This window comes from Actinomycetospora sp. TBRC 11914, assembly GCF_012933465.1.
GTDB lineage: Bacteria > Actinomycetota > Actinomycetes > Mycobacteriales > Pseudonocardiaceae > Actinomycetospora.
This window is the reverse complement of the sequence record NZ_JABBND010000021.1, coordinates 93,114-113,044: the sequence shown is the minus strand read 5'-3', so window position 1 is coordinate 113,044 and position 19,931 is coordinate 93,114. Positions and strand designations below refer to the sequence as shown.

26 protein-coding genes are annotated in these 19,931 nt (G+C 74.1%); 17 read left to right on the top strand and 9 right to left on the bottom strand.

Going from position 1 to position 19,931, the window contains the following annotated elements; all coding sequences use genetic code 11:
- Positions 1-55 precede the first annotated feature (55 nt).
- Together HH311_RS26075 and HH311_RS26070 are read right to left on the bottom strand one after the other, a co-directional pair.
- Positions 56-2,845, bottom strand: coding sequence for a hypothetical protein (locus HH311_RS26075; RefSeq protein WP_169186626.1), 2,790 nt, complete (start codon positions 2,843-2,845; stop codon positions 56-58).
- On the bottom strand, positions 2,829-3,884 hold the full coding sequence (locus HH311_RS26070) for a hypothetical protein (protein WP_169186625.1): 1,056 nt from the start codon (positions 3,882-3,884) through the stop codon (positions 2,829-2,831). The genes HH311_RS26075 and HH311_RS26070 overlap by 17 nt, the downstream gene beginning before the upstream one ends.
- A 245-nt stretch (positions 3,885-4,129) precedes the next feature.
- Between HH311_RS26070 and HH311_RS26065 the strand changes: the two genes are divergently transcribed.
- A complete protein-coding gene (locus HH311_RS26065) occupies positions 4,130-4,597 on the top strand; it encodes an Hsp20 family protein (RefSeq protein WP_312030414.1) in 468 nt (155 codons plus the stop codon).
- A 315-nt stretch (positions 4,598-4,912) separates the two neighbouring features.
- Entirely contained in the window at positions 4,913-5,200 is a 288-nt protein-coding gene (locus HH311_RS26060) for a hypothetical protein (protein WP_169186624.1), read from the top strand.
- Between the two features lies 1 nt (position 5,201).
- Here HH311_RS26060 and HH311_RS26055 read toward each other — a convergent pair whose 3' ends face one another.
- The gene (locus HH311_RS26055; RefSeq protein WP_169186623.1) at positions 5,202-5,681 is read right to left on the bottom strand and encodes a DinB family protein; all 480 of its coding nucleotides are present in this window, start codon (positions 5,679-5,681) and stop codon (positions 5,202-5,204) included.
- Positions 5,682-5,740: 59 nt separating this feature from the next.
- On the bottom strand, positions 5,741-6,259 hold the full coding sequence (locus HH311_RS26050; protein ID WP_169186528.1) for a hypothetical protein: 519 nt from the start codon (positions 6,257-6,259) through the stop codon (positions 5,741-5,743).
- A gap of 352 nt (positions 6,260-6,611) precedes the next feature.
- Between HH311_RS26050 and HH311_RS26045 the strand changes: the two genes are divergently transcribed.
- The 5 genes from HH311_RS26045 (at position 6,612) to HH311_RS26025 (ending at position 10,319) form a co-directional block, all read left to right on the top strand.
- Positions 6,612-7,592 carry an ATP-binding cassette domain-containing protein gene (locus HH311_RS26045; RefSeq protein WP_169186622.1) on the top strand — a complete coding sequence of 327 codons (981 nt, stop codon included), beginning with the start codon at positions 6,612-6,614 and terminating at the stop codon, positions 7,590-7,592.
- On the top strand, positions 7,589-8,401 hold the full coding sequence (locus HH311_RS26040; protein ID WP_169186621.1) for an ABC transporter permease: 813 nt from the start codon (positions 7,589-7,591) through the stop codon (positions 8,399-8,401). Before HH311_RS26045 ends, HH311_RS26040 begins: the two co-directional genes overlap by 4 nt.
- Before the next feature lie 466 nt (positions 8,402-8,867).
- Entirely contained in the window at positions 8,868-9,284 is a 417-nt protein-coding gene (locus HH311_RS26035) for an ester cyclase (RefSeq protein ID WP_169186620.1), read from the top strand.
- A 224-nt stretch (positions 9,285-9,508) separates the two neighbouring features.
- Entirely contained in the window at positions 9,509-9,991 is a 483-nt protein-coding gene (locus HH311_RS26030; RefSeq protein WP_169186619.1) for an anti-sigma factor antagonist, read from the top strand.
- A gap of 79 nt (positions 9,992-10,070) precedes the next feature.
- Positions 10,071-10,319, top strand: a complete 249-nt coding sequence (locus tag HH311_RS26025; protein WP_169186618.1) for a CDGSH iron-sulfur domain-containing protein — start codon at positions 10,071-10,073, stop codon at positions 10,317-10,319.
- Here HH311_RS26025 and HH311_RS26020 read toward each other — a convergent pair.
- A complete protein-coding gene (locus tag HH311_RS26020) occupies positions 10,262-11,293 on the bottom strand; it encodes an iron-containing redox enzyme family protein (protein ID WP_312030413.1) in 1,032 nt (343 codons plus the stop codon). The genes HH311_RS26025 and HH311_RS26020 overlap by 58 nt on opposite strands.
- Before the next feature lie 262 nt (positions 11,294-11,555).
- Here HH311_RS26020 and HH311_RS26015 point away from each other — a divergent pair, with 262 nt between their 5' ends.
- From HH311_RS26015 to HH311_RS25985, 7 genes are all read left to right on the top strand, one after another.
- Positions 11,556-12,353, top strand: a complete 798-nt coding sequence (locus tag HH311_RS26015; protein WP_312030412.1) for a HemK2/MTQ2 family protein methyltransferase — start codon at positions 11,556-11,558, stop codon at positions 12,351-12,353.
- A 135-nt stretch (positions 12,354-12,488) separates the two neighbouring features.
- Complete coding sequence (locus tag HH311_RS26010; protein WP_169186616.1) at positions 12,489-13,223, top strand: hypothetical protein; 735 nt, start codon at positions 12,489-12,491, stop codon at positions 13,221-13,223.
- 89 nt (positions 13,224-13,312) lie between these two features.
- A complete protein-coding gene (locus HH311_RS26005) occupies positions 13,313-13,747 on the top strand; it encodes a VOC family protein (RefSeq protein ID WP_169186615.1) in 435 nt (144 codons plus the stop codon).
- A 4-nt stretch (positions 13,748-13,751) separates the two neighbouring features.
- On the top strand, positions 13,752-14,393 hold the full coding sequence (locus HH311_RS26000) for a helix-turn-helix domain-containing protein (RefSeq protein ID WP_169186614.1): 642 nt from the start codon (positions 13,752-13,754) through the stop codon (positions 14,391-14,393).
- A gap of 31 nt (positions 14,394-14,424) precedes the next feature.
- Positions 14,425-15,426, top strand: a complete 1,002-nt coding sequence (locus HH311_RS25995) for an alpha/beta fold hydrolase (RefSeq protein ID WP_169186613.1) — start codon at positions 14,425-14,427, stop codon at positions 15,424-15,426.
- Positions 15,427-15,470: 44 nt separating this feature from the next.
- Positions 15,471-16,124 (top strand): class I SAM-dependent methyltransferase, encoded by a 654-nt coding sequence (locus HH311_RS25990; RefSeq protein WP_169186612.1) that lies wholly within the window; start codon positions 15,471-15,473, stop codon positions 16,122-16,124.
- Positions 16,125-16,218: 94 nt separating this feature from the next.
- Complete coding sequence (locus tag HH311_RS25985) at positions 16,219-16,716, top strand: VOC family protein (RefSeq protein WP_169186611.1); 498 nt, start codon at positions 16,219-16,221, stop codon at positions 16,714-16,716.
- Between the two features lie 43 nt (positions 16,717-16,759).
- On the opposite strand, the gene HH311_RS25980 is transcribed toward HH311_RS25985, so the two are convergent.
- Positions 16,760-16,975, bottom strand: coding sequence for a hypothetical protein (locus tag HH311_RS25980; RefSeq protein ID WP_169186610.1), 216 nt, complete (start codon positions 16,973-16,975; stop codon positions 16,760-16,762).
- Positions 16,976-16,985: 10 nt separating this feature from the next.
- On the opposite strand from HH311_RS25980, the gene HH311_RS25975 reads away from it, so the two are divergent.
- The gene (locus tag HH311_RS25975; RefSeq protein ID WP_169186609.1) at positions 16,986-17,135 is read left to right on the top strand and encodes a hypothetical protein; all 150 of its coding nucleotides are present in this window, start codon (positions 16,986-16,988) and stop codon (positions 17,133-17,135) included.
- Between the two features lie 21 nt (positions 17,136-17,156).
- Here HH311_RS25975 and HH311_RS25970 read toward each other — a convergent pair whose 3' ends face one another.
- From HH311_RS25970 to HH311_RS25960, 3 genes are all read right to left on the bottom strand, one after another.
- The gene (locus tag HH311_RS25970; protein ID WP_169186608.1) at positions 17,157-17,843 is read right to left on the bottom strand and encodes a hypothetical protein; all 687 of its coding nucleotides are present in this window, start codon (positions 17,841-17,843) and stop codon (positions 17,157-17,159) included.
- A gap of 189 nt (positions 17,844-18,032) precedes the next feature.
- Entirely contained in the window at positions 18,033-18,227 is a 195-nt protein-coding gene (locus tag HH311_RS25965) for a hypothetical protein (RefSeq protein ID WP_169186607.1), read from the bottom strand.
- A gap of 67 nt (positions 18,228-18,294) precedes the next feature.
- Positions 18,295-19,137, bottom strand: a complete 843-nt coding sequence (locus tag HH311_RS25960; RefSeq protein WP_169186606.1) for an SCO6745 family protein — start codon at positions 19,135-19,137, stop codon at positions 18,295-18,297.
- 121 nt (positions 19,138-19,258) lie between these two features.
- Here HH311_RS25960 and HH311_RS25955 point away from each other — a divergent pair, with 121 nt between their 5' ends.
- Both HH311_RS25955 and HH311_RS25950 read left to right on the top strand, forming a co-directional pair.
- A complete protein-coding gene (locus HH311_RS25955) occupies positions 19,259-19,498 on the top strand; it encodes an antitoxin (protein ID WP_169186605.1) in 240 nt (79 codons plus the stop codon).
- Positions 19,495-19,926, top strand: a complete 432-nt coding sequence (locus HH311_RS25950) for a TA system VapC family ribonuclease toxin (RefSeq protein ID WP_169186604.1) — start codon at positions 19,495-19,497, stop codon at positions 19,924-19,926. Before HH311_RS25955 ends, HH311_RS25950 begins: the two co-directional genes overlap by 4 nt.
- Positions 19,927-19,931 lie beyond the last annotated feature (5 nt).

Sequence of the window (19,931 nt, the reverse complement as noted above, 5' to 3'; positions counted from 1 at the left end):
GACTGACGTCCACGCTACTCGTTCATGCACGCCGTGCAAGTTTGCGCGATGTGTCTTACTGCACGGCGTGCAGCAGCGCCCCCAGGGTGTGGGCCGGGTAGTCGATCCGGACCTCGGCCATGGCGAGGGCGGCCCGCACTCCGCCGAGCGCCCGCTCGGGCTCGGCCATCCAGAACGTGTCCTCCCGGCGGACCAGCAGGCGGTCGAGGAAGCCCATGGCCGCGCGGTGGGAGTCGGCGTAGCACCGGGCGCGGGCCGACTCCCCGAGGTCCTCGGCCAGGCGCCAGGCCGCCCCGACGCCCTCGGCGACGAACCCGGTGAGCACCGTGGGCGCGCGCGACCCCAGGTCGACGAGGTAGCTGCCGTCCACCCGCAGCTGCCGGTCCACCATCCAGTCGGCCAGCTCGAAGACGAACTCCGGCGCGGCGTGCGCGCCGGGGGCGCCGCTGCGGTGCCACTCGGCCCACCCCTGGGCCTGCCAGGAGGCGAGGCTCCACGGCCGCAGGCAGCGGAAGCGTCGTCGGTGGAACGCGAGGACCTGGTCGGCGTCCACGTCCACCCCGAGCCGCCCGGCCCGGTGGTAGCGGGCCAGCGCCAGCACCACCGCTCCCGGCATGTAGTCCGGTTCGGAACGGGTGGGGACCACGCCGGGCTCACGCACCGAGCCGTCGGCGCGGACCCACCCGGCGAGGTGGCGCGCCAGGCCGTCCGCCCAGGCCCCGTCGTCGACGCCCGGCTCGACCGTCGCGAGCAGGCCCGCCGAGGCCATGCCGCTCGGCAGGTGCTCCGGCACGTGCAGCTGACCGTCGGCGGGGTCGAGGAGGCGGCGCGCCACGGCGAGGCCGCGACGGGCGTCGTCCTGCCAGTCCGGCCGGTCGAGCGCGGTGCCGGCCTCGAGGAGGACCCGCAGCCCGTGCACGCACCGCGCCGCCGTCCCGGACCGCTGCTCGCGACCGGTGCGGGGGTCGTAGGCGTACGACGGCCACCCGTCGGCGTCCGCACGACGGCGGACGTGGGTCGCGAGCAGACCGACGTCGTCGGTGGTGATCCGGCCGCCGGGGCGGTCGACGTAGCCGAGGGCGAGCCGGCGCGCGTCGTCGCCGGCGCGGTGCACCCAGGTCGCCGCCTGGTGGGCCGTCCAGGTCGGCGCCGTGGTCCCGGTCATCCGGGTGAGGGTCGTGGCGACGTCCCGGGCGGCCAGCTCGTGGTGGGCGACCGCGTACTCGGTGAGCAGCCCGTGCCGGTCGCCCTCCCGGGCCTCCACGGCGTCGCGCCCGCGGCGCATCGCCCGGGGCGCGTCGCCCGGGGCGAGGGTCTCAGGGTGGTGCAGGAGGCTCACGCAGACGGTGGTGTCCGTCCGGTCCGTGGCCGCCTCGGCCGCCTCGGTGGCCGCGACCAGGGCCGCGTCGAGCGACCCGGCCTCGGCGGTCCGGGCCAGGGCGTGCCCGACGACGCGGTGGGGCGCGTCGGCGGAGTACAGGCTCAGCGCGACCGCCTCGACGGGGACGGGGACGAGGTCGTCGTCGACCGTGGTGTGGTCGTCGGTGGACCGACCGCCGGCCAGGGCGTCGCGGACCCGGGCGGTCAGGCGGGCACCGAGCGCGAGGTCGGCGGGCCAGGTCTCGGTCGGCTCGACGCCGTAGGGCGGCCACGTCTCCCCCGGCTCGGCGTACTTGGCGACGGTGTGCCGGAAGACGTCGTGGGGCTCGAGCTCGTCGACCTGCGCGTTGGTCGACCTCGCGTGCAGGTACTGCTCGAAGGTGCTGGTGAAGTACTGGGTGTTGGGCAGCGCCCCGCCGAGCTTGGCGGTCCACGCGCGGCTGCGGACGACCACCCCGTAGCGGTCGAAGTCGAGCTCGGCGGGGGTGGTCGGCTCGAGCGGGCCGAGGAAGCTGACGGCGATCTTGACGTCGTCGAGCAGCGTCGACGTCAGGGTGGCGCCGAGCCGCGTCGCGGTGGCGGTGGCGGCCAGGACGAGGTCGCGCGCCGGGTCGGCGTCGTCGGCGTCGAAGTGCCAGAACCCGCTGCGGGCGAGGCGGCGGTCGTCGGCGCGGCGGCGGACGCTGACGAACACCCCGCCACGGCCGTCGACGGGGACGGCGAGCCGGGTGGGCGGCAGCGGGGTGGTGCCGGTGGCCGCCAGCTGCTCGAGCACGAACCGCGCGGCCGCGGCGGGGTGCAGGGCCTCGGGGGTGGGGACGTCGGACCAGGTGACGTCGACGCCGCGGAAGCTGGGGAAGGGCGGCGGTCCGGGGGCCGCGAGGTCGGTCCAGACGTCGAAGACGGTGCGGACGCGGTAGCCCCGTCCCTCGAGGCGCTCCCGGCCGCCGCGGCCCGGGAACTCGACCAGCGCCACGAGCCCCTCCACCTCGAAGCCCTCGCGCTCGAGGATCGTCGCGGCGGTGAGGAAGGCCCGGCCGGAGCTCAGCGAGTCGTCGACGACCACGACGCGCCGGCCGGCGGCGTCCGGCCCGCGGTCGCCGTCGACGCGCCACCCCGGGCCGTGCCCCTTGGGCCGGGAGCGCACGGCCAGGCCGGCGTAGCGGTCGTCGAGCACGACGCACGCCGACACGAGCGGAGCCGCGGTGAGCCCGAACGCGGCCAGGTGGCCGGCGCGGAAGTCGGCGAGCTGGTCGAGCAGCGCCCGCCCGATCAGTCGCGCGCCGGACCCGGTGGCGCTGAGCGCCCAGGTGTAGAGCATCCAGGCGCGGGCGCTGCCGTCGGCGCCGCGCAGGGCGACCCCGTCCTCCCGGCGGAGGAAGCCCTCGCGGCACAACCGCGCGCGGAGCAGCTCGCGATCGGCCGGGGTGAACGACGGCGTCCCGAGCTCAGCCGAGGTGGCCATGCCCGCCGTCGTGGTGTGCCTCCGAGTGGTGGTCCTGACCGCCGTGGTCGCCGTGGTGCTGCTGCTCGTGGGAGGACTCCGAGCCGTGCTCGTGGGAGCTGCCGGAGTGCGGGTCGTGGTGGCCCTCGCCGGAGCCGCCGTGGTGTCCCTCGCCGGAGCCGTGGCTCTGGAACAGGGGCGGGTCGTCGTGCTGGGAGCCCCGGTGGTGCTGCTCGTCGCCGCCGCGCCCGTGGTGCTCGGGGCGGCCGAAGTGGGTTCCGGCGCCCTGGCCCTGCGATCCGCCGAAGTGGCCGGGGTCGTGCCCGGGGTCCTGGCGGACGGGCCCGGCGATCTCGAAGACCCCGCCCGGGTCGTGGCGCGGCGGTCCGTCGACCTCCGCGACGCCGCCGGGGTCGCCGTGCACCGGGCCGGCGAACTCCACCACCCCACCCGGATGCGGGTCCGGGCCCGCGAACTCCACCACACCACCCGGATGCGGATCCGGCCCCGCGAACTCCACCACCCCACCCGGATGCGGGTCCGGCCCCGCGAACTCCACCACGCCACCCGGATGCGGATCCGGGCCGGCGAACTCGACCACCCCACCCGGCTGCGGGTCCGGGCCCGCGAACTCCACCACGCCACCCGGATGCGGATCCGGGCCGGCGAACTCCACGACCTCGGGGTGGCCGTGGACCGGACCGGCGTCCTCCCAGACGGTCGGCGTGCCCCCGACCGGCCCCGCGATCTCGACGACCCCGCCCGGCTCGTGGTGGATGTTGATGACCTCGCCGCCGGGGTCCTCGTCGACCGGCCCGGCGATCTCGACGACCTCACCCGGTCCGGGGTGGATCGGGCCGGCGTCCTCCCACACGGTCACCGTCCGGTCGATGTGGCCGACGAGGCCGCGCAGGTCGGGCGAGTACCCGGGGTCTTCGATGATGTTCGGCGGCACCTCGCGAATCTCGGGCGGGCCCACGAGCGTCGGGTCGTACGCCGCCCCGTGCTCGCCGGGGCCCACGTCCCCGCGGCGCCCCTCCGGCCCCGTCGACTCGCTCATCGCCTGCTCCCCTCACGCCGCGGGCCCGCGGCTCGGCCCCCGGCGAGCGACTCTCCGGCAGGCGCTCCGTCCCCACATGAGTAGGCACGTACTCGGAATCCCGGACAGGACCCCGGCGTCCTACTCAGCCCGCCCCGCCGTCGGGAACGTGAACTCCGTATTTGCACATACCTCTAGGTCGAGCTATAACTATCCGCGTCAGTCAGTTGGAGGTAGCAGTGCGGTAGTGGAAGGAGTGACCGATCGTGCTGCTGAACTACGACCCCTTCGACGCGTTCCGCTCGCTCGACCGCCTGACCGGTTCGCACGGCCAGCCGGGCACCGGGATGCCGATGGACCTCTACCGGGCCGGGGACCACGTGGTCTCCACCTTCGACGTGCCCGGCGTCGACCCCGGATCGATCGACATCTCCGTCGAGGGCAACACGGTCACCGTCAGCGCCGTGCGCAGCGCCCCGGGCGACGCCGGCGAGTGGCTGATCGCCGAGCGACCCCGCGGTCGGTACGGCCGCCGGTTGACGCTGGGCCGCGACCTGGACCTCGACCAGTTGCACGCCTCGTACGTGGACGGCGTGCTGTCGTTGACGATCCCGGTCGCCGAGCGCGCGAAGCCGCGCCGCGTGCAGGTCGAGCACGCCGGGACCCCGCGCACCATCGACACGGCCCTCGGCGCCGACGAGCACCGGGAGGAGCACGCGGAGTCGAACGGCTGAGGCCACCACGACGCCCCATCGGAGCCGGGATCGAGGAGGTGGTGTCCCCGTCCGTCCGAGGACCACGATGACCGGGACCGTGCCCGCGAGGGCCGGCTCGTGAGGAGACCGAACCGGAGGAGCCGGGCGGGGCGGGTCGTGAGGACCCGCCCCGTTCGGCGTGTCCGCGGTGCCGGCCCATCGCGCGCGAGGAGCGCGACCCCGCACGTCGCGAGCGCGACGAGGCCCGGGGGTTCGCGACCGCGACCCGACCGGGTAGCCGCGACGTTCCCGACCGATCACCGTGCCGACGACCTCCGAGGAGGACGACTACCGATGATCACCGTGACCGAGGAAGCCACCCGCGCCCTGCGCCTGGTGTGCGCCGCGACCGGCCGCGAGCCCAGCGTCCGGGTGCGCACCGTCGGCGCCGGGCAACCGCTGCCCGTCGAGGTCGAGGCCGACTCCGACCACCGGCCCGGCGACGTCGCGATCGCCGCCGAGGGGGTCGTTGTCCTCGTCGACCGCGCCCTCGCGGCCGCCGTCGGCGACCGCAGCCTCGACGCCGTCAGTCCCGACGACGGGTCCGCTCCCCGGTTCGTGCTCGCGAGCCGGGCGGACTGAGTCAGGCCTGGGCGCCTAACCGCTCGGCGATGTCCCGGAGGTGGTGGGTGCCCTCGTGGGCGGCCTGTCGGGCCAGCCACCGGGTGCTGCGCTGCTCGCCGGGGTAGCGGTGCACGACCCGATCCCACCCGGCGTCGTCGAGCCTCCCCAGCTCGGCGAGGAACCCGGTGACGTGGTCGCCGAGCTGGTCGACCGCCGGCGCGAGCGCCGCGCGGCCGTAGCCGAAGCGGCGGGCGCGCAGGTCGTTGAACATCGGCTCCAGCGGCGGATCGTCCTCGGTGCGGGCGCGGTGGAGCCGAATGGTGAAGACGGCGTAGACGTCGCGGAGGTGGCAGAGGTACTCGGCGGCGGACCAGGAGCCGCCCGCACCCGGGACGCGCCAGGCCGCGTCGCCGTGGGCCTCCACCAGCGCGCGGGCGCGCGGCGGGACGCCGGTGACGAGGCGGCGGACGTCGTCGGGGGTGGTCGCCGCGAAGTCCATCGGGCACGTCGGGCAGACGTGGTCCTCGGTGGTCAGCGGCGGGACACCGGGTGGGTGGCTCAGCGGAACGAGCCGTCCCCGGTGTCGACCCCGCCCTTGGGCACGGACACCACCTGGCTCGCGACGACGACCGGCGCGACGTAGCCCGGGGAGGCGTAGCGCCAGCAGTTGGCGGCCGCGTCCCAGTACCGGCCGAAGTAGCGGTGTCCGCCGTCCCGGGAGCCGTACCCGGGCGGCAGGGTCGGCGGGAAGGAGATCGTGTAGGTCCCGTTGGACCCGTCCTGGGTGCTGCTGGTCGACGTCGAGCTCGTGGAGCTGGTCGACGAGGTCGAGCTGGTCGAGGAGGACGAGGACGTGGAGCTGGTCGACCCGGACAGCTGCGGGACCAGGTCCGATGCCCCACCGGTGGTCGACGTCGACGAGGAGCTGCTCGAGCCCGAGGCACCGGACAGGGAGTCGAGGGCGTTCCCGACCACGGGCAGCGGCGCCGGTGACGGTGCGTCCTCCGCGGTCGCCACTCCGGTCGCCACCAGCCCGGCGAGCAGCACCCCGGCCACCACGACCCCCACCCGCTTCACGGCCCTGCGCCGTCCTCGTCCCATGTCGCCCCCTCGTCGTCATGCCGTGCGTCGTATGGACGCGCCGCGGTTCGCCCGGTTGCCCGTGAGAACGAGCCCCCGGCCCTCGCGGTACTGCCGACCCCCAGCACCGACTTCCGAGCACCGCGCAGTAGCGGCCACGTGATCGGGCCTCGAGGGCAACCGCTGCCGAACGACCGGGTCACGACGACTCGGTCGTCGCGAAGCGGTCCGCTCCCGGCGAGTCGGGAGCCGGGTGCGCCCGACCGGAACCGGACGAAATCGGCGGGCCGTTGTCGGACCCCGTCAGTACCCTCGCGTCCGTCCCACCGCACGAGTGCCGGGAGCACGCATGGACGTGGCGATCGAGGTCGCCGGACTGGTCAAGCGCTACGGCGATCTCACCGCCCTCGACGGGGTCGACCTGCAGGTTCCCCGCGGCACGGTGCTCGGGCTCCTCGGCCCGAACGGCGCCGGCAAGACGACCATCGTGCGCATCCTGACCACCCTCCTGCAGCCCGACGCGGGCCGCGCGACCATCGACGGTGTCGACGTACTCGCGAACCCCCGCGAGGTGCGCAAGCGCCTCGGTCTCTCCGGCCAGTACGCCGCGGTCGACGAGTACCTCACCGGCTTCGAGAACCTCGACATGATCGGCCGGCTGTACCACCTGGGCCGGCGGCGGAGCCGGGAGCGGGCCCGCGAGCTCCTCGCCCAGTTCAGCCTCACCGACGCGGGAGACCGGCCGACCCGCACCTACTCCGGGGGCATGCGTCGCCGTCTCGACCTCGCCGGCGCCCTCGTCGCCGCGCCGCCGGTGCTCTTCCTCGACGAGCCGACCACGGGCCTCGACCCCCGCAGCCGCACCGAGATGTGGGGCGTCATCCAGCGGCTCGTGGCCGACGGCACCACGCTGCTGCTCACCACGCAGTACCTCGAGGAGGCCGACGTGCTCGCCGACGACATCGTCGTCATCGACCACGGCCGCGCCATCGCGCGCGGGACGTCCGACCAGCTCAAGGCCCAGATCGGCGGCGAGCGCCTCGAGCTGACCGTGAGCGACGCGGGCCGGCTCGGCGGCGCCGTCGACCTCGTGACCCCGCTCGGCGTCGCGCCGCCGGTCGCCGACGAGCACCGCCGGTCCCTGACGATGCCGGTCACGGGCGGGGTGAAGGCGCTGCGCCAGGCACTCGACCTGCTGGAGGCCGCGGGACTGGAGGTCGACGACGCCGGCGTGCGCCGCCCGACCCTCGACGACGTCTTCCTCACCCTCACCGGCAGCACCACCCGCGACGACGAGGCCGAGCAGACCGAGGAGGTCGGCGCGGCGTGACCACCGTCGACGTGGTGAGCGACGCGGCCGTCGTCGCCAAGCGCAACCTCATCAAGATCAAGCGGGTGCCCGACCTGCTGGTCTTCACGACCCTCTCGCCGATCATGTTCGTGCTGCTGTTCGCCTACGTGTTCGGTGGCGCGATCGACCCGAGCGGCGGCGGCGCGGCCTACCGCGAGTTCCTCATCGCCGGGATCTTCGCCCAGACCGTGGTCTTCGGGGCGACGAACACCGGCGCCGGGCTGGCCGACGACGTCAAGAAGGGCATCGTCGACCGCTTCCGCTCGCTGCCGATGGCGCCGTCGGCGGTGCTCACCGGGCGGACGCTGTCCGACGTCGTCAACAACGTGATCGTCCTGGTCGTCATGTCGATCACCGGGTTGATCGTCGGGTGGCGCATCCACACCGGGCCGCTCGAGGCACTGTGGGGCTTCGTCCTGCTGCTGATCTTCGCCTACGCGATCTCGTGGATCATGGCGTGGCTCGGCCTGCTGATCCCGAGCCCCGAGGTGATCAACAATGCCTCGTTCATCGTCATCTTCCCGCTGACCTTCGTGGCGAACACCTTCGTCCCGCTCGACACGCTGCCCGGCCCGCTCCGGGTGTTCGCCGAGTGGAACCCGGTCTCCTCGGTCACCCAGGCCGCCCGCGAGCTGTTCGGCAACCCGTCGCCCAACCCGTCGGCCGCGGTGTCGACCGCCTGGTCCCTCGAGCACGCCCAGCTCTACACGCTGATCTGGTCGGTGGCCGTGGTGGCGGTGTTCGCCCCGCTCGCGGCGGCCCAGTACCGCCGCGCCGCCAGCCGCTGAGCGTCGATCCGCCGCGACCCCGGGTCGGTGATCACGATGTCGGCGGCGCGTCCTGGCGAGCGTTGGGCGTGTCGCCACCCGAATCGTGATCATGCCGCCGGGCCGTGCTCGCGATCCCGTCCGGGCCCCCCGGCACGAGCCGTTGCCGAGCGACCGAGTCGCGACGACTCGGTCGTCCGGTCAGACCTTCGCGGCGTAGACGATCGTCTGGCCCGGGATTGCCGATGAGGTCGCGGCGGGGCGGATCTTCTCCATGGTCGCGAAGACGTAGCGGTTTCGGGCGCTGGGCGGCCGAATCCGCTACGAATTCGCGATCTTGGTCGGTACCTCCACACCCGCCGCGCCCGCGTGACCACCATCGGTTCATATCCCGCGTAAGACTTTGGGCCGCTCAGGTGGCACTGCTTGGAACTACTCGTCGGTCACCCTCACCCTCGGTCACCACAGTCGATGAGGGAGGCCGAGGATGCCCGACCAGGCGAAGGTGATCAGGCAGCTCGTGGAGCCGTGGGCGACCGGGCGCGTCGAGGACGTCGACGAGATCCTCCCGGCGGACGTCGTCTACCACCTCGCCGGGTTCCCGGATCTGGACCGGGACGGGCTCAAGCAGTTCATGGCCGGCTTCCACCAGTCGTTCCCAGACTTCTCGGTGACGGTGGAGGAGGACCTCGTCGACGGAGACAGCAGCGCGCACCGGTGGAGCTGCACCGGGACCTTCTCCGGCGGCGGCGGCGCCATCCCCGGGGAGCCGACGAACCGGCAGACCCGCGCGACCGGCACCCACGTCGTCCACTGGCGCGACGGCCACCCCGTCGAGGTCTGGCACTTCGGCGACTGGCTGGGCTGGCTGCAGGGCGCGGGCGTCCTCCCGGCCCTCGGCTGAGCGCGGATCCGGGTCGCACACCCGACCCCCGATCTCCTTGTCGGGCCCCACCCGGTCGTGTCACGCTGGATGCACGGCCGGTTGACGCGTTCAGCCGTGATCAGGTTCCGCCTCCGGCGACTCCCCCGCGCTGACTGCCCCGCGCGCCTCCGCCCACACCTGGTGCGGACGAGCGCGCCCTGCCCCGGTCTCACCCGGGAACGGCCTCCCGAAGGGCTCCGCACGTGCTCTCTCCAGCCTCACGTCCCGCCCCGTCCAGCTGCTCCTGCGCCGGCTGCGCCACCGGCGACCACGGGTCCGCGGCCCCCTGGCCCGGTCCCGCCGAGCTCGCCGACGGATCGCTGGCCGTCGCGACGACGGCTCCGGGTCCCGCCACTGTGGTGGTCCGCGCGATCGGGGAGATCGACCTCCTCACAGCGCCGGCGTGGCGGCGCGCGCTCCACGCCGCCGCCGACGACCTCGAGTCGACCCCGGTCACGCCCGGACGCGTCCCGGAACTGGTCTGCGACCTGTCCCCGGTGAGCTTCCTCGGCGCCTCGGGCCTCGACGTCCTCGTCGAGATCGCCGAAGAGGTCCAACATCGCAGCGTCGGGCTGCGCGTCGTCGCACCCGGCCGACGGGTACGTCGCCCCCTCGAGATCACCGGACTCGACCGTCACCTGCGCGTCGAACCGCGTCTCGACCAGGTCCTGACGTCGGTGAGGTGACCGACCGGCACCCCGCACCGACCCGCCGTCGGGACACACACCACCTCTGACGGCGGGCCGCGGCGGGTAGCCCTGCGGCATGACCCGTCTCCCCGACACCCCCCGCGTCACCCTCACCGAGGGCGGGCCGATCCTGGTCGAGGGGCCGGTCGAGCTCGAGACCCCCGACGGCGAGGTCGTGCGCTCCGAGCGGCCGGTCGTCGCGGTGTGCGCCTGCCGTCGCAGCAAGCGCTACCCCTTCTGCGACACCAGCCACCGCCGGAAGGTCCGTCAGACCGCGGCGCGCAGCAACGACGAGGAGCCCGCGTCCCAGGACCGCACGAGGTGATCGGCCAGCCGGTCCTCGAGGAAGCTCGACGCCTGGATGCCGAACACGATGTCGGCCGCCAGCGACGGCTCCCGCGCGGTGAGGTCCGCCAGCAGGCCGCGACGGACCAGCTGCTCGTGCACCGCGTCGGCCTCGATGTGCTCCTCGTAGAAGGCCTGCGCCGCCACCGGGAGGCCGAGCCGCTGCATCGCCTTGACCAGCCGCGCGGAACCCGGTGACGACGTCACCTCCACCAGCGCGAACTGCCCCACCGACGCGCCCCGCCACCTGCGGTGCAGCCCGAACAGCGACATCACGTTGACCGTCGCCAGGGTCAGGGCCGGCGCCACGTCGAGGTAGGCGTGGTAGGTCGAGTCGAGCCCGAGCTCGTCCATCATGTCGGCGAAGATCCGGGCGTGGACCCGGTCGGCGTGGCCGGCCCCGAACTCGTCGTGCTCCACCGTCACCAGCGACGCCTTGGCCTGGCCGTCGAGGCGCGGGATCACCCACGCCTGCGGGTCGGCCTCCTTGAGGTGGTAGATCGAACGCTGCACGACGTACTCGCGCAGCTGCCAGAGCTCGCCGTCCTCGGCGAGCTTCCACGACGGGCCGGTGCCCTCGACCGGCTCGACGAGCAGCGCGTCCACCGCCGCCTCGACGTCGTCACCGCCCTCGACGTCGCGCTGCAGCGCCGCCACGAACACCTGCTCGAGCGCCCGGCGCAGGGCGAGCAGGTCGGGGTCCCACTCGAGCTCCGGGTCGACGCCCGGGAAGCCGCGGTAGTGCAGCTCGTAGCAGAGATAGAGCGCGAGCTGGAGGTCGTCGCCGTAGGGATCGAGTCCCGACGACGACGGGTGCGGCAGGTCGCCCGCCGCGCGGTCGTCGGCGAGCACCTCGAGGACCGCACTCGAGACGGGTCCGCGGGCGTGCGGCAGGGCAGTGGTGTCGACGGCGTCGGTGGTCGCACGACGCTCGGGCGTGTGGACGTCGAGCACGGTCTCTCCTCGGCGTGGGTGCCGGTCAGGGGCGCCGGCGACGGGTGAGGCCGCGGCGAGGAAACCGGTTACCCGACCGACACCGCGCGGACCCGAGGGCCACGTCACCGCGCCACGAGCGCGTGGGTGCCGCAACCTCCGGGTAACACGAGCCGGAGATCGTCCCCGCCGGTTGAGGGTCCAGCTGCTTCTCGGGGACGCGTGGCACCCGCTGAGTGTGCCCGTCCCCCCTCCCGTTTCCGCCCGAGCGAGGAGCACCGCTGTGACCATTGCACGCCTGCCTGCCTCCGCCGCTGTCACCACCGAACCCGCGGACGGGAGCCGCCCCCACCTGCCCGTGCTCTGCGGCCCCGGGGTCTACCCGGCGCAGCGCGACACGTGGTTGCTCGCCGACGTCCTGCGCCGCGAGTTCCTGGACTCCCCCGTCCCCCCGCGCCGCGTGCTCGAGCTGTGCTCCGGCGCGGGCGCGCTGGCGCTCGTCGCGGCCGGGTTCCCCGGCACCGACGTGACCGCCGTCGACTGCTCGCGCAAGGCCCTGACCTGCGCCTGGATCAACGCCCGCCGCACCGGCCGCCGGATCCGCGTGCGCCACGGCGACCTGACCGCACCCGTCGTCGGGAAGCATTACGACCTCGTCGTCGCGAACCCGCCGTACGTGCCCGCGCCCGATGACGCGGTGCCGACCCGCGGCGTGATGCGGGCGTTCGACGGCGGCCGTGACGGCCGGGTCGTGCTCGACCGCGTCTGCGAGGAGGCGCCCGCGGTGCTCGCGCCCGGCGGGCGGCTGCTGATGGTGCACTCGGCGATCAACGGGGTCTCCGAGACGCTGCGGCGGCTGCGCGCGCACGGGCTCGACGCCGACGTCGAGGCCCGCTGCACCCACCCGTTCGGCCCGGTGTTCACGGCCCGGGCGGCGATGCTGGAGCAGCGCGGGCTGATCGCGCCGGGGCAGCGGACGGAGGAGCTCGTCGTCGTGCGGGCGCGTCGTCCCGCGGTGACCGACGCCGGCGTGCTCGACGAGCCCCTGGTCGCGCTGCCCGAGGAGCCCGAGGTCGCCTGAGGGCCGCGATGCGCGACGACTGATTGCGCTTCTGGGTGCCGAGGAGCGTCACGTAACGGTCACGCCCTGATCGCGATAACGGTGACGACGAACGGCCGAACCAGAGGGCCGGTCGCACCAGGTCGGGGGGACCACATGCGCCACGCGGCACCGCACCACCGCTCCGAGACCCGCCTCGGGATGCGCCGGCCGCAGGTCAGCGCCGGTCGGCACGCCGCCGGAGCAGCCGGCCTCGACGGATCCGTCCTCGACGCGCCCAGCCTCGACGCGCCCACGGAGGTCCTCGAGGCCGTGGTGAGCACCCCCGCCGTCGGCCGCCCGTCGCGTCTCGAGAAGTTCGTCCACCGCCTGCCGGTCTCCGGCGGGGTCGTGGCCGCCGTCGTCGGGCTCGCGGTCACGCAGGCGGTGTGTGGCGCCGTCGAGGACGCGTCGACGCACCCGACGACGACGTCGAGCAGCTCGTCGTCGACCTCGAACGGCTACCTCGGGACCACTCCCCTGGGCTGCGACGTCTACGACGCGTCAGCCGGGAGCGCGTCGCGGGTCACGATGACCTCGCCCTACTGCACGCAGCAGGCGCTGGCGGAGCGCATGTGTGACCTCACCATCGACGACGACCCGCAGGTCGGCTACGCCACGCCGAACACCTGGGCCCTCTGGCGCGGGTCGGCGGCCGGCGACGTCGAGGACTACAGCCTCGGCGCGAGCGGCCAGCACCAGTTCCTGTGCGCGAACTTCGCCACCGGGCAGGCGGGCACGGTGACGATGACGTCCGAGGAGTGGAAGGACCTGATCACGGTCGGGGACACCGTGCCGGCGCGGATCGCCGCGACCATCGCGCCGCGGACGCCGGTCCGCACCTACGGCTGAACCGATGGCCCCGGTCGACGGCCTTGACCGTCCACTTGTTTTTTGCAAGTCTTCTCCTCGCACGCAGGACCCACGCGAGGGAGAGCCCGATGAAGCGGATGTTCGTCAACCTGCCGGTGACCGACCTGGACCGTGCGAAGGCCTTCTACGAGGCGGTCGGCTTCACGATCAACCCGCTCTTCACCGACCACAACGCGGCCTGCGTCGTCGTCGAGGAGGACCACGCGTTCTTCATGATCCTCACGCGCGAGTTCTTCCAGACCTTCACCGAGCTGCCCCTCGGCGACCCCACGGAGAGCCCCACCGCGGCGACCGCGATCTTCCTCGACAGCCGTGAGCAGGTCGACGCGACGGTGTCCGCCGGCCTCGCGGCGGGCGGCTCGGAGCCGGGCGCGCCCGCGGACTACGGCTTCATGTACCAGCGGCAGCTCACCGACCCGGACGGCAACATCATCGAGTTCGGCTGGATGGACCCCGTCGCCGCCGAGCACGGCCCGGAGGCGGTTGCGGCCCAGCAGGGCTGAGCGGGTGGCCCCCCGCGAGTACGGCCAGTACGACGGCGTCACCCGAGCCATGGAGCTGGTGGGCGAACGCTGGGCGATGCTCATCGTCCGCGACCTGCTCGTCGGGCCGCGCCGCAACGGCGAGCTCGCCGCGGGCCTCCCCCGCATCCCGAGCAACATCCTCGCGGCGCGGCTCAAGGAGCTGCAGGCGGCGGGGATCATCCGCCGCGCGCCGCGTTCGCGCATCGTCATCTACGAGCTCACCCCCTTCGGCCGCGAGCTCGAGCCCGTCGTCCTCGCGCTCGGCGCCTGGGGCTTCAAGGCCCTGGGCGACCCGCGGGAGGAACAGGTGCTCACCCCCGACGCGATGACGATCTCGCTGCGCACCGCCTTCCGGCCGCAGGTCGCGGCGGGCCTGCCCGCGACCGCCTACGCGGCCCGCCTGGACTCGGCGGACCTGTTCATCCGGGTCGATGGCACCGCCCTCGACGTGACCCGCGGCGACGGCCCGGCCGACGTCGCCTTCACCGTCGGCCCGGGCATCCGGCGCGTCATCTCCGGCGAGCTCGCGCCGGCCCGGGCCATCGAGACCGGCGTCGTCGAGGTCCTGCGCGGACCGGGCGACCTCCTCGACCGGTTCGCCGACACCTTCCACCTGGCGGCGTGACCCGGCGTGACGCGTCCTCGACAATCGCGCCGTGGAGCAGCGGCTCGGCCGGGTGGAGCTGGCCGACGGGAGCGTCCTCGCCCACGCCTCGGTCGGCTCCGGCCGGCCGCTGGTCTACGTCACGGGCTGGCTCTCCCACCTCGAGCTGAGCTGGGAGCAGCCGGCCGAGCGCGCGCTCTACGAGGCGCTCGGGCAGGGCTGCCGGCTGGTGCGCTACGACCGCGCCGGGTGCGGGCTCTCCGCGGCGGCGGAGCCCGCGCCGTCGTTGGCCGCCGAACTGGAACAGCTGGACGCGATCGCGACGACGCTGGACGCGCCGTTCGACCTCATGGGCACCTCGATGGGCGCGCCGGTCGCCGTGGCCTACGCCGCCGCGCACCCGGAGCTGGTCCGACGCCTGGTCCTCTACGGCGGCTGGGCCCGCGGCGAGGAGCTGTCCCCGCCGGCGGTGCGCGACCACGTACTGGGGCTGGTCGAGTCGCACTGGGGGCTGGGCTCCGAGGTGCTCACCGACATCTTCGCCCCCGACGCCGACCGCGCCACCCGCGACGGCGCCGCCCGCTACCAGCGCGCCTGCTCCCCCGCCGCGACAGCCCGGGCGCTGCTCGCGCTGTCCTACGAGCTCGACGTCACCGACCTCCTCGGCGAGGTGCGCGCCCCGACGCTGGTGGTGCACCGCACCGGCGACCGCGCCGCCCCCGTCGCGCAGGCGCACGCCCTGGCCGCGGGCATCGACGACGCCGAGCTGGTGCTGCTGGCGGGCCGGTCGCACCTGCCGTACGCGGGCGACCGGGACGAGCTGGTGCGGGTCGTCCGACGCTTCCTCGGCCTCCCGTTGGGACGACGCGGCGGGCTGACACCCCGCCAGCGCGAGGTGGCGGCGCTGGTGAGCGAGGGCTGCACGAACCGCGAGATCGCGGCGCGGCTCGGCATCGACGAGCGCTCGGCCGAGGGCCACGTCGAGCGGATCCGGCTGCGGCTCGGGTTCCGATCGCGGGCGCAGATCGCCGCCTGGTTCGGCGAGGTGAGGTAGTTCTACGCCTGATCCGACGCGGGTCCCGGCGCAGAGTGCGAGGCATGACGATGACCGAGCGCACGACCACCTTCGAGGTGCACCCCGCCCGGGGCGCCTTCAACGCCGCGTTCTTCACCGTGATGGGCCCGAACCTGGAGTGGAACCTGCGCCGGCACAAACGCCGCGTGTTCGCCGACCTGCCGGGCAGCGTCGTCGAGCTCGGCTCCGGGGTCGGCGCCAACCTGCCCTACCTGGCGCCGGGCTCGACGCTGGTCGCCGTCGAGCCCAACCCGCCGATGCACCGTCGGCTCCGGGCAGCGGCCGAGCGTCGCGGGGTCCGGCTGGACCTGCGGGAGCGGGTCGCCGAGGACACCGGCCTGCCCGACGCGAGCGTCGACGCCGTCATCTCCTCGCTCGTCCTCTGCACCGTCCCCGATCCCGACGCCGTCCTCGCCGAGGTCCGGCGCATCCTGCGGCCGGGCGGCACGTACCGGTTCGTCGAGCACGTCGCGGCCCGCCCCGGCACCCCTACGCGGTGGCTGCAGCGCGTCCTGCGCCGTCCGTGGGCGTGGACGTTCGAAGGCTGCTCGTGCGAGCGGGACCTGGAGGCGGCGGTGCGGGCCGCCGGGTTCGCCCGCGTCGACGTCGAGCCCTACCGGCTGCACACCCCGTTCGTCCCGTTCAACAGCCAGATCGCCGGGGTCGTACACGTCTGATCCACGATGACGAGTGGAGGACGGAACCTGACCGCCATCCCAGGAGAGTGGGTCCTGCACGACGCGGAACGACCCCGGCACCGAGGAGCTCCCCATGGCGATCAGCACTGTCACGCACCTGAACTTCACCGGCGACGCGCGCCGGGCGCTCGAGTTCTACCACTCCGTCTTCGGCGGACAGCTCATGATCGGGACCTACGGCGAGGGCGGCGTGCCGCAGGACTCCCCCGACTCCGAGCAGGTCACGTTCGCCCCGGTGCCGGCGGACTCGCCGAACGCCAACCTCGTCGGCTTCGGGATCGTCGTGGCCGAGAACGGCTTCCGCATCTCCGCCTACGACGTGTTCGACGCCAAGGGTGGTGGCCTCGCCGGGTCCGGCGGACCCGGGCGCGCCGACGCGCTGCTGCACGAGGAATCGCTGTTCGTCCTGCTGAACGGTGACACTCTCGAGGAGGTCACCGGGTTCTGGACGAAGCTCGCCGACGGCGGGCGTGTCATCCAGTCGCTCGCGCCCACGCCGTGGGGCGCGCCCTACGGCATGGTCACCGACCGCTTCGGCGTCACCTGGATCGTCGGGACCAACCCCGGCTAGACCGCCGCCACGGGGCGCACGGCGCTCCGGCACCGCGGCGGCGTCATCGTGGCGGGATCAGCTCCGCTCCGACGCGGGTGATCAGGTCGAGACCGAGCGCCTGCACGGGGGTGTGGGCGCCCACCCGTGCGCGGCCTTCCGCGAGGCCGAGCGCGACCGCGGCGGCGGCGTCCGCGGTGAACTCGCTCGAGCCGGCCGCCACCGACCGCTCCAGCGCCGGGAACGCCGCCGCGAGCCGGGGCGGAGTCGACGTCGACACCGCCCATCTCGTGGCCCGGATCGGCGTCGCGGTGCTCGAGACCGCGTTCGCCCGCTGGGCCGCCCCCGACGGCGAGGACTTCCGTCACGCGTTCGACCGCGCCGTCGACGGGGTCGCCGAGCAGTTCTCCCGGCGGACCGCCTCGCGCGGCGGAGGGTGAGGGCCTCCTCCGACGCTCCGGCTAGACCGCCGGCACCTGGGGGTCGTCGGTGGTCGCGGCGAGCAGCTCCCGCAGGCGGGGCCGGTCGGCCGGGCTCGCGCTCCAGCGGTCGATGGTGGAGCGGACGACGACGGCGTCGTCGGCCGTCGTGATCTCGGTGATCCGCAACCCGCCAGGCAGGTCGGGCGAGGGCGCGCTGCCCGAGGGCAGGATCCCCCACGACGACCAGCGCCCCAGCGGGGTGATGACGGCGGTCGGGGTGAACCGGAGGTCGTCGCCGACGACCTCGGGGCGCAGGACGAGCTCGATGCCCGGGCACCACGGGCTGCGGAACTCGCCGTCGACGACGTCGACCCGCGGGCCCGGCTCGTCCTGGTCGCCGTACGCCGCGAGCGCCTCGGGCGTCATCGTGGCGGTGACCCGCACCCCGGTGGCGGTGATGGTCGGCCCGACGACGAGGGTGTCGCACTCGACGACGAGCTCCCGCGCCTCGAGCTCCGGGGCGGTGACGTCGCGGAGCACCACCTGCACGTCGCGGGCCCGCCCGAACGACCACCCACGCAGGTCGGGCTTGCCGTGCATCGCGACGACGGTGGCCGCGGTGTCGCGCACGGCGATGCGCCGCCCCGAGATCCCCCGGCCGAGACGCCGGAGCAGTGAGAACCACATCCGGGTCGGCGCGGGGGTCGGATGGTCGTGACCGTCCATGGACACGAGTGTGGGCACGCGATCCCGACCGGGCAGCGAGCATTCGGGCGACCCACGACGGGCGGCTGCCCGGCGTGGGTGGGCGGCGGCGCGTCGGCGGTGATCGGCACGGAGACGTGAGCCGCGTCTCGCTGCCGCCGCACCCGCCGTCGTCGGGATCCTTCCCGACGACCGCGGCCGTAGCCCGGGTCAAATGAAGGACAGGAGCCCGACGGTCGCGACGAGGGCCGCGGCGGCGCCGGTGAACCAGCCCCGGGCGCCTCCGCGCCTGGTGGCCGCGAGCACGATCGTGACCGCCAGGAGGACGGCGGTGATCACGAAGCCGACCACCGCGATCACGAGTTCCAGATCGCCCTTGCCCGCGCCGCTCATCTGCACCGCCACCGTTGGTTCCGACTCGTCCGAGTGGCACAACGCGCTGGGCCGTCGGGAGTGACGACCACCACGGGTCTCAGCCGCGGACCGGCGACGGGATCCCGGCCGCGACCAGCGTCGTGGTCAGGGGCTCGAGATCGCGGACCAGCTCGTCGAGCTCGGCATCGGGCAGGGCGTCGAAGGGCGGGGCGGCGAGCTCGTCGGTCAGGTCCTCGATGCGCTGCTTGGTCGCCCGGCCGGCGTCGGTGAAGCGGCCGTCGTCGTCGATCAGCCCGCGCTCGCGCAGGCCGGCCATGACCGCGGCGAGTCGCTGCTTCGGCAGGTGGTGGATGCGCCCGAACGACTCGGCCGGGTGGATGCCCATGTCCAGCGCGGAGAGCACGTGGGACTCGGTGCCGCCGATGCCCGCGGCGAGCAGGGCGGCGATGTGCCCGTCGCCGCGGTGCTCGCGCAGCATGGTCGCGGAGTGCCACAGCCGGGCGACCGGGTCGCCGGGCACCGGCATCGCGCGCATCCCGGCGAAGTTGACCCGGCCCGTCGTCGGGACGCTCTCGGCGGCCTTCGTCGCCAGGTCGGCGGCGCGGGTGAGTCCTCTCGAGGAGGACAGGTCCTCGCCGAGGAGGCGCCGCAGCGAGGCCGCGCTCCCCCGCTCCCGGGCGGCGAACGACGCCTCGGGCGGGATCGTCTCCCAGGCGCTCGGGATGTGCCGCGCGGCCTCGCCGTCGGCGAAGTTGTAGAACGCGGCGTGCACCACCTCCGCCGGCACCCGCCCCAGCGACGCGGCCCGGCTGGCGAAGTACCCGTCCCAGTAGGTGCGGTGGCCGAGCGCCGCCAGCTCCTCGTTGCTCTCGTCCTCGAAGAAGGTGACCAGGCAGATCGGCTCGAGGAGCTCGAACAGGCGGCGGGTGGTGGCGGTCATGGCGGGAGCCTCTCGTTCCGGGGTGGGCCTTCACCACGACGACGAACACGGTCCCGTCCATTCGACATCGGCCGACTCCGGAGACGCGTGCCTCCGCCGTTGATGCATTAGCATCATGTGCGTGCGCACCACTCTGACGATCGACGACGACGTGCTGCTCGCGGCGAAGGAGCGCGCCGCGCGCGAGAAGCGCACGGTCGGAGAGGTCCTCTCCGAGCTGGCGCGCGCAGCGCTGACGGGGGACGTGCCCACACCCCGGGAATCCGGGACCGTTCGCCACGGGTTCCGTCCACTCCCCCGCCGGGGACCCGCCGTCTCGAACACGCTCGTCGATGAGCTGCGCGACGAGGAAGGCGCGTGACCCGAGCCCTGCTCGACATCAACGTCCTGCTCGCCCTGCTCGACGCCGACCACATCGACCACGAGCGCGCCTGGCAGTGGGCCGACGGCGAACTCGTCCACGGCTGGGCGTCGTGCGCGATCACCGAGAACGGGTTCGTCCGCATCATCAGCCAGCCGCGGTACCCGAGCCCGGTCAGCCCCCATCGCGCCGCGGACCTCCTCCGTGAGTCCCGCGACGGCTCGGACCACGAGTTCTGGGCGTGCGACCGCAGCGCGCTCGACCCGGACTTCCTGACGACGAGTCGCATCCACGGTCCCCGCCGGCTCACCGACGCCTATCTGCTCGCGCTGGCGACCGACCGCCAGGGACGTTTCGTCACCTTCGATCAGCGCATCCCCACGGACGCCGTGCCGAGCGCAGGACCGGAGAACCTCGTCGTCGTGTGACCCGA

Coding starts and splice junctions, on each gene's coding strand:
- HH311_RS26005 (WP_169186615.1), top strand. CDS start 13,313: ATGAAGCGGATGTTCGTCAACCTGCCGGTGACCGACCTGGACCGTGCG.
- HH311_RS26060 (WP_169186624.1), top strand. CDS start 4,913: ATGATCACCGTGACCGAGGAAGCCACCCGCGCCCTGCGCCTGGTGTGC.
- HH311_RS26070 (WP_169186625.1), bottom strand. CDS start 3,884: ATGAGCGAGTCGACGGGGCCGGAGGGGCGCCGCGGGGACGTGGGCCCC.
- HH311_RS26075 (WP_169186626.1), bottom strand. CDS start 2,845: ATGGCCACCTCGGCTGAGCTCGGGACGCCGTCGTTCACCCCGGCCGAT.
- HH311_RS25960 (WP_169186606.1), bottom strand. CDS start 19,137: ATGACCGCCACCACCCGCCGCCTGTTCGAGCTCCTCGAGCCGATCTGC.
- HH311_RS26010 (WP_169186616.1), top strand. CDS start 12,489: ATGCGCCACGCGGCACCGCACCACCGCTCCGAGACCCGCCTCGGGATG.
- HH311_RS26025 (WP_169186618.1), top strand. CDS start 10,071: ATGACCCGTCTCCCCGACACCCCCCGCGTCACCCTCACCGAGGGCGGG.
- HH311_RS25985 (WP_169186611.1), top strand. CDS start 16,219: ATGGCGATCAGCACTGTCACGCACCTGAACTTCACCGGCGACGCGCGC.
- HH311_RS26045 (WP_169186622.1), top strand. CDS start 6,612: ATGGACGTGGCGATCGAGGTCGCCGGACTGGTCAAGCGCTACGGCGAT.
- HH311_RS25990 (WP_169186612.1), top strand. CDS start 15,471: ATGACGATGACCGAGCGCACGACCACCTTCGAGGTGCACCCCGCCCGG.
- HH311_RS26035 (WP_169186620.1), top strand. CDS start 8,868: ATGCCCGACCAGGCGAAGGTGATCAGGCAGCTCGTGGAGCCGTGGGCG.
- HH311_RS25970 (WP_169186608.1), bottom strand. CDS start 17,843: ATGGACGGTCACGACCATCCGACCCCCGCGCCGACCCGGATGTGGTTC.
- HH311_RS26055 (WP_169186623.1), bottom strand. CDS start 5,681: ATGGACTTCGCGGCGACCACCCCCGACGACGTCCGCCGCCTCGTCACC.